We start from the raw sequence: 6,327 nt of genomic DNA, 5'->3' as shown, positions 1-6,327 counted from the left end.
AGGAAAGGGCGCTACCACTGTTGAGGGAAAAATGATAGATGAAGTACATTTCAAACAAGCAAAAGCTCTTTTGGAACTTGTAAAGTAGTTTTTTATTTCACTTGTTCTAAAACTTGTTTCATGCTTGTACTCTTTTCAAATATCTTTTTATCAACAGTCCCATTTACTAAAAATTTTCCTTTTTTAATATCCAAACTTATTTCTTGAAAAATACACTGTAATTTAGAAATTTTTTTACTTTCGCTTAGAACCTTCCTTGATTCGATTATTAATCCATTAAGAATTAAATTTTCAATCTTTCTATATCCTGATGTTTTAGGCACTCTTGATTCTTTAAGAATATGTGGAATGGTGTATTCATTATCAAAAAGACAGAAAATTATTTTCCTTGATTCTATTTCCCCAAATATCTCTAGAATCAAGTTCTTCAAATCCGAGTCTAGTATAGTGATTATGTATTTTTCATCATTTTTTTTAATTTTGATAATTTTTTTAATACATTCCTCTTCAAATTTCTTAACATCTATGTTTGAATTTTTTTTAAGAACTTTTGAAAATATATGAAAATGCTCAATAGATAATTTTATTGACATTCCATGTTCTAAAAACAATTCTTGTTCCACTTTTTTTAAAATGTCTAAATCAAGATTTTTTTTAATTTGAGATGTTAATGAAGATGCAATCATTCTATCTATGCCAGACATGTATTTTTTTGATTAATGGAAAATATTAAAGCACTGCTTTGAGTATCCTGTATGAGTATGCCAAACGGTAGTGGATTTTATGCCATCAAAAAAATTCATGATATTAATCCAAAGGCCCACATAATTGCAGTTAGTGCTGATGGAAGTTTTGCAACTGAAGAAAAATTAGGAAAGCTCAATGTTCCTCTGATCCAAAAGCCTTTCAAAATGGATCAAGTGATTTCTATGATTCAAAACTAAAATTCCCATTACTGGAACTTTTCATATAGTGTTATATTAGAAACTTAGGATGTTACTATGATACAAATGAGTAAACGTGTAACAATCATGATTGACGATGATCTAGATAAAAAACTTCGATTACGTCAAGCAAAAATGATTCAACAAGAACAAACATCATACAGTTATTCCAAAGTGTTAAATGAATCACTGCGTAAAATTTTAAAATAATTTTAGATTCTCTCTTATCTTTAGAATAGATTAAAGATGATAAAATCTTAATAACTATAGTAAAATGGTTGATCTTCTTGATCCTTCAAATGTGATAACTAGAATGTTTAATGCTCAAAAATATGATGAGATGTATGAATATTGTAAAAATCTACTAGAAAAAATTCCAAATGACATGGTTGCACTACAAAATATTTCACTGTCATTGATTTATTTAAAAAAATTCGACGAGGCTATAATTTACTGCAATAAGGTTTTAGAAATAAAAAATTCTGATATTTATGCGCTAAAAAATAAGATCTATGCCTTAGAAAATTTAAAGCAATACGAAAAAGTCTTGGAATTAAGCCAAAAAATTCTTGACTATAACTCCAAAGATACTTGGGCTCTAAACAGTATGGGATTGGCACTAAATGAATTAAATCTTCATCAAAAAGCATTGGAATACTATGATATGGTTTTAGGAATAGATCCTAATGATGTTACTGCTTTAATGAATAAGGCAATTTCTTTGAGCCATCTGGGAAAATACAAAGATGCAATAAATTACTATGATATGACTCAGACGATAGACTCAGACTTGAAAGAAATACCTCTTGCAAAATCTCGTTTATTTGAAAAACTAGACATGCCTGATGAAGCGTTTTTAGCTGCGCAAGGAGTTCTTAACAAAGATATGGATAAAATCAAAAATGATGCTAAAAAAAATAAATGCTCTGTTTTCCATCAGTTTTGTGAAGAGGAATTTGAAAAATCTAACAAATAACATATTATCTAAATAATTTTATACACAAATATGATAGAATCAATAATGTTTACTGGTATAGTTGAAGGGATTGGTAAAGTAGAAAAGATTTCTAAAAATACCAAAAATAGGAGTGCAATTGAGATGACAATCAATTTAGGAAAACATGCAAAGGGATTAAAAATCGGACAAAGCGTTGCTCTAAACGGAGTCTGCTTGACTGCAACAAAACTTTCAAAGTCTAATTGTATTTTTGAAATGATTGAAGAGACTACGAAAAAAACGGATCTTGGAAATTTGAAAGTTGGTGGAATAGTAAATATTGAACGAAGTTTAAAGGCAGGCGATCGATTAGAAGGCCATTTTGTTTTAGGACATGTTGATGGAGTTGGAATTATCAAAAAAATTTTAAAAAAGCCCAAAGAAGTTCAGGTTTGGTTTGAAGTTCCTAAAAAACTATCAAAATTTGTTGTAAAAAAAGGCTCTATTGCTGTAGATGGAATTAGCTTAACTGTAGTTGATATCAAAAATTCTCTTGCATCAGTATCATTGATTCCTCATACTATTGAAGTAACTAATTTCCATACCAAAAAAGTAGGCGATAAAGTTAATATTGAAACTGACATTCTCGGAAAATACATTCTAAAATAAATCCAATCATCTACCAATTTAGTGGTAATTACCAATTTTTTAGTAAACTTTATAATTAGACTAACAGGTTTTTTCATATGTCTCTTGAATCTGCATTACAATCTTTAAAACGCGGAGAATTTGTTTTGTTATTTGACTCTGCTGGACGAGAGAATGAAATTGATATGGTTGTAGCCGCAGAATTTGTAACCCCTGAGCATATTGCAAGAATGCGTCAACATGCTGGTGGATTATTATGTATTGCAATTGAAAATAATTTTGCAACTTCTTTGGATTTGCAGTATATGCATGAAATTCTTTCAGAATCTTCCATTGCAAATAAAGAAATGATTATGGGCTTGGCCCCATACGGTGATCATCCTACCTTTTCATTATCTGTTAATCATTATCAAACATATACTGGAATCACTGATAAGGATAGGTCATTAACAATTACTGAGATGGCAAAAATCTACAATGTTGAAAATAGGCAGAAAAAATTTGCATCTTCTTTTAAAACTCCAGGCCATGTTCCATTATTGATTGCATCTAAAGGTTTGTTAGCTGCACGTCAAGGACATACAGAAATGTCTGTTTATTTAACACAACTAGCAGGTTTAACTCCTGTAACCGCAATATGTGAAATGATGGATGCTGAAACTTATTCTGCGTTATCTGTAGAAAAAGCTGAAAAATTTGCAAAAGAAAATGGAATTCCATTAGTTGATGGAAAAGAACTTTTAGAATATGCTAAGGTGAATTAATTTTGAATATTGCCATAGTTGTTTCGGAATTCAATGAAGAAATAACATCTAGAATGCTTGATGTGGCTAAAGAAAAAGCAAACTTGATGAAATTGAAAATATCCTATATTACTATGGTGCCTGGATCTTATGATATGCCTATAATTGTAGATTCATTATTGAATAAAAAAAATGTCGATGCCGTAGTTACTTTAGGTGCTATCATCAAAGGACAAACAAAACATGATGAGGTGATATCTCATGCAGCAGCAAAATCTTTGACTGATTTATCATTAAAATACAAAAAACCTGTTTCATTGGGAATATCTGGCCCTGGAATGCAAGAAAGACATGCATATGCTAGGATTAGACCTGTAGCCGAACGTGCTGTTGAAGCTGTTGTAAAAATCTATGAAGAATTGAAAAGGATTCAAAAATGATTCAACTTAGCATATTAAAAATTTCTGAATATGGTCCGTGGACCTTAACTTTAGGTAGTGATAGAGAGCATGAACTCCAAATGCTTCAAGCTTCACTATACAAGGAATTACAAAAATTATTTTCTGAAAAAAACTGTATAGTATTTCTTAATAGATCTGATGAATTTTTTGTGGTTTCAAATGGTCTAAACTTGGAAGATCATATTCAAATTCAAAAAAAATTAGAAAAATTATTTGATATTAGATTAACAATATCTATTGGCATTGGAAGTTCTCCATTTGAAGCAAATTTGAAAGCGTATGAAGGAAAGAAAAATAAAATTATTTTAAACAAGGAGCATAATATTTTTGGTTTTATTAATGGAGACTCTGATTCTAAAGTTTCTATAATGCATTTAGATGTAGATGATCTTACTTCAAGAAGAAAAACTGCCTCTCCATATGAAATATCATCCATAATATTTGATTTATATTCAAAAATGTCTAAATTCTTTTTAGAGAAAAATTCTCTTACATTTTTTATGGGTGGTGATAATTTTATGGTAGTTTCAAATGATGATGCAAAAAAATCTGTACAAGATTTTATCAACATAACAAAAAATAATGATAAAATTTCTTTGAATTGCGGTATAGGTAATGCAAATACTAGTAGAGAAGCAGTAAAATTAGCCACGAAATCCCTTGACACTATAAGGGAAATTCGAGATTCGGGCAAAGAAAAACCTGAAGTTTATGAATTATCATGTTGATTAAAAATGTCAGTGTCTTATCAGGACAAAATTTAGATTTTATTTCAAATACAGATGTAGAAATTCAAAAAAATAAATTCAAAAAAATAAATTCAAAGATCAAACCAAATCCACAAGAATCTGTAGATTGTGAAGGGTTATTGATGATTCCTGGATTCATTAATGCACATACGCATATTGGAGACTCGATTGGAAAAGATGTTTCTTTAAACAAGACAGTTAATGAAAAAATACATCCTGTTTTTGGTGCTAAATCAAAAATCCTCAAAAATACATCCAATGAAAACCTCGGAAATTTTATGAAAAATTCATGTTATTCTATGCTTAGAAAGGGAATCACTACTTTTGTTGATTTTAGGGAAGGTGGATTGGATGGTGTTCTTTTATTGAAAAAAGTACTTGATGACATACCTTTACGTTCGATAATTTTAGGACGTTTAGAATTTTATCATGAAGATAAAGAAATTCAAAAAAACTCCTCTTTTCCAAGCACCAAATCTGGCGAATTTCTTAAACTGTTAAAAAAATGTGACGGTATTGGAATTAGCGGTGCAAATGAAAATAGCACATCCGTATTGAATTATTACTCAAAAATACCCAAAATTCGTGCAATACATTCTGCAGAAACCAAACAAAGCACTACAAAATCAAAAAAAATCACAGGAAAATCTGAGACAATCAGAGCATTGGCCATGAAGCCTGATTTTTTGGTTCATATGACTTATGCTTCAAAATCTGATCTTCAGATGGCCTCTAAAAAAACAAGAGGAATTGTAATTTGTCCCCGAGCAAATTCCTCTCTTGCTGAAGGAATTCCTGATATTGAATTAATGCAAAAGGCTGGTTGTACCATAGGATTAGGCACAGATAATGTAATGATAAATTCTCCTGATATGTTTCGAGAAATGGATTTCATTTGGAAAGTAACAATGGGACTGCATAAAAAAAGAATAGATGCAAAAGAAATTCTGAAAATGGCAACCGTAAATGGTGGAAAAATATTAAATAAAAATATTGGAGTAATTGCTCCTGGAAAAATTGCCGATTGTATTTTTCTTGATAAACATGCATTGGATTTAGAACCAATGCATAATCCATATGCATCAATTGTTCATAGAGCTTCTGAATCTGCAATAAAGGCTGTAATGATTGGAGGAAAAATAGTACATGGAAAAATCTAATCCGTATGTAATACTTAGTGCAGCAATTTCTATTGATGGAAAAATTGCTACTAATGTAGGACATTCTGATCTTTCATCAAATGAGGATTTTGTTAGATTACATAAACTAAGAACGAAAGTTGATGGAATCTTAATTGGAAAAAACACTGTCATGAAAGATAATCCTTTATTGACTGTACGTTATACTAAAGGAAAAAATCCTGTTAGAATAATACTTGATTCTAAAGGTGAAATATCATCCAAATCTAAAATATTACAAACATCCAAAAAAGTTCCTACAATTATTGCAACATCAAAACAAATCACAAAATATAATCTTCAAAAATTAAGAGAGTTTCCTGTTGAAGTGATTATCACTGGAGAAAAGTCTGTAAATATCAAATCTCTCTTGAAAAAACTTGCACAGAAAAATATTAAAACTATTCTTGTTGAAGGTGGTGGAACTGTAAATTGGGAATTTGTCAAACAAAATATTTTTGATGAATTAATCATTACAATTTCTCCTTTTCTAATTGGTGGAAAAAATGCAATATCTTTTGTTCAGGGCGATGGATTTGATAAAATATCAAAATCGCCTAATCTTCAACTTAAATCAATTAAGAGGCTCAAAAATCATCTGGTTTTGAATTATCTGAAAGTGTAAGTTATTATAGTTAATTTGAAATAAAATTACAAGAAATTGGCA

The 6,327-nt window shown here is 29.8% G+C and carries 10 protein-coding genes; 9 read left to right on the top strand and 1 reads right to left on the bottom strand.

Going from position 1 to position 6,327, the window contains the following annotated elements:
* Window positions 1-92: 92 nt before the first annotated feature.
* Window positions 93-704: a transcriptional regulator gene (locus OEW78_RS09545; RefSeq protein ID WP_300327070.1), complete on the bottom strand. Its 612-nt coding sequence runs from the start codon at window positions 702-704 to the stop codon at window positions 93-95.
* 51 nt (window positions 705-755) lie between these two features.
* Between OEW78_RS09545 and OEW78_RS09540 the strand changes: the two genes are divergently transcribed.
* The 9 genes from OEW78_RS09540 to OEW78_RS09500 all read left to right on the top strand — a co-directional run bounded on the left by OEW78_RS09540 (window position 756) and on the right by OEW78_RS09500 (window position 6,285).
* The gene (locus OEW78_RS09540) at window positions 756-944 is read left to right on the top strand and encodes a hypothetical protein (RefSeq protein WP_300327069.1); all 189 of its coding nucleotides are present in this window, start codon (window positions 756-758) and stop codon (window positions 942-944) included.
* 66 nt (window positions 945-1,010) lie between these two features.
* Window positions 1,011-1,154, top strand: a complete 144-nt coding sequence (locus tag OEW78_RS09535) for a hypothetical protein (protein WP_300327068.1) — start codon at window positions 1,011-1,013, stop codon at window positions 1,152-1,154.
* Between the two features lie 64 nt (window positions 1,155-1,218).
* Window positions 1,219-1,920 carry a hypothetical protein gene (locus OEW78_RS09530; RefSeq protein ID WP_300327067.1) on the top strand — a complete coding sequence of 234 codons (702 nt, stop codon included), beginning with the start codon at window positions 1,219-1,221 and terminating at the stop codon, window positions 1,918-1,920.
* A 45-nt stretch (window positions 1,921-1,965) separates the two neighbouring features.
* Window positions 1,966-2,550 (top strand): riboflavin synthase, encoded by a 585-nt coding sequence (locus OEW78_RS09525; RefSeq protein WP_366523060.1) that lies wholly within the window; start codon window positions 1,966-1,968, stop codon window positions 2,548-2,550.
* A 77-nt stretch (window positions 2,551-2,627) separates the two neighbouring features.
* Window positions 2,628-3,293: a 3,4-dihydroxy-2-butanone-4-phosphate synthase gene (ribB, locus tag OEW78_RS09520; RefSeq protein WP_300327065.1), complete on the top strand. Its 666-nt coding sequence runs from the start codon at window positions 2,628-2,630 to the stop codon at window positions 3,291-3,293.
* Between the two features lie 2 nt (window positions 3,294-3,295).
* The gene (gene ribH / locus OEW78_RS09515) at window positions 3,296-3,712 is read left to right on the top strand and encodes a 6,7-dimethyl-8-ribityllumazine synthase (protein ID WP_300327064.1); all 417 of its coding nucleotides are present in this window, start codon (window positions 3,296-3,298) and stop codon (window positions 3,710-3,712) included.
* Window positions 3,709-4,461, top strand: coding sequence for a GTP cyclohydrolase IIa (locus tag OEW78_RS09510; RefSeq protein ID WP_300327063.1), 753 nt, complete (start codon window positions 3,709-3,711; stop codon window positions 4,459-4,461). Before ribH ends, OEW78_RS09510 begins: the two co-directional genes overlap by 4 nt.
* Complete coding sequence (locus tag OEW78_RS09505; RefSeq protein WP_300327062.1) at window positions 4,455-5,642, top strand: amidohydrolase family protein; 1,188 nt, start codon at window positions 4,455-4,457, stop codon at window positions 5,640-5,642. Before OEW78_RS09510 ends, OEW78_RS09505 begins: the two co-directional genes overlap by 7 nt.
* Entirely contained in the window at window positions 5,629-6,285 is a 657-nt protein-coding gene (locus OEW78_RS09500) for a 2,5-diamino-6-(ribosylamino)-4(3H)-pyrimidinone 5'-phosphate reductase (RefSeq protein ID WP_300327061.1), read from the top strand. The genes OEW78_RS09505 and OEW78_RS09500 overlap by 14 nt, the downstream gene beginning before the upstream one ends.
* The last annotated feature ends 42 nt before the right edge of the window (window positions 6,286-6,327 follow it).

The organism is Candidatus Nitrosopumilus sp. (assembly GCF_029882185.1).
GTDB lineage: Archaea > Thermoproteota > Nitrososphaeria > Nitrososphaerales > Nitrosopumilaceae > Nitrosopumilus.
The sequence above is the reverse complement of the archived record's forward strand: the minus strand, read 5'-3'. Positions and strand labels throughout refer to the sequence as shown.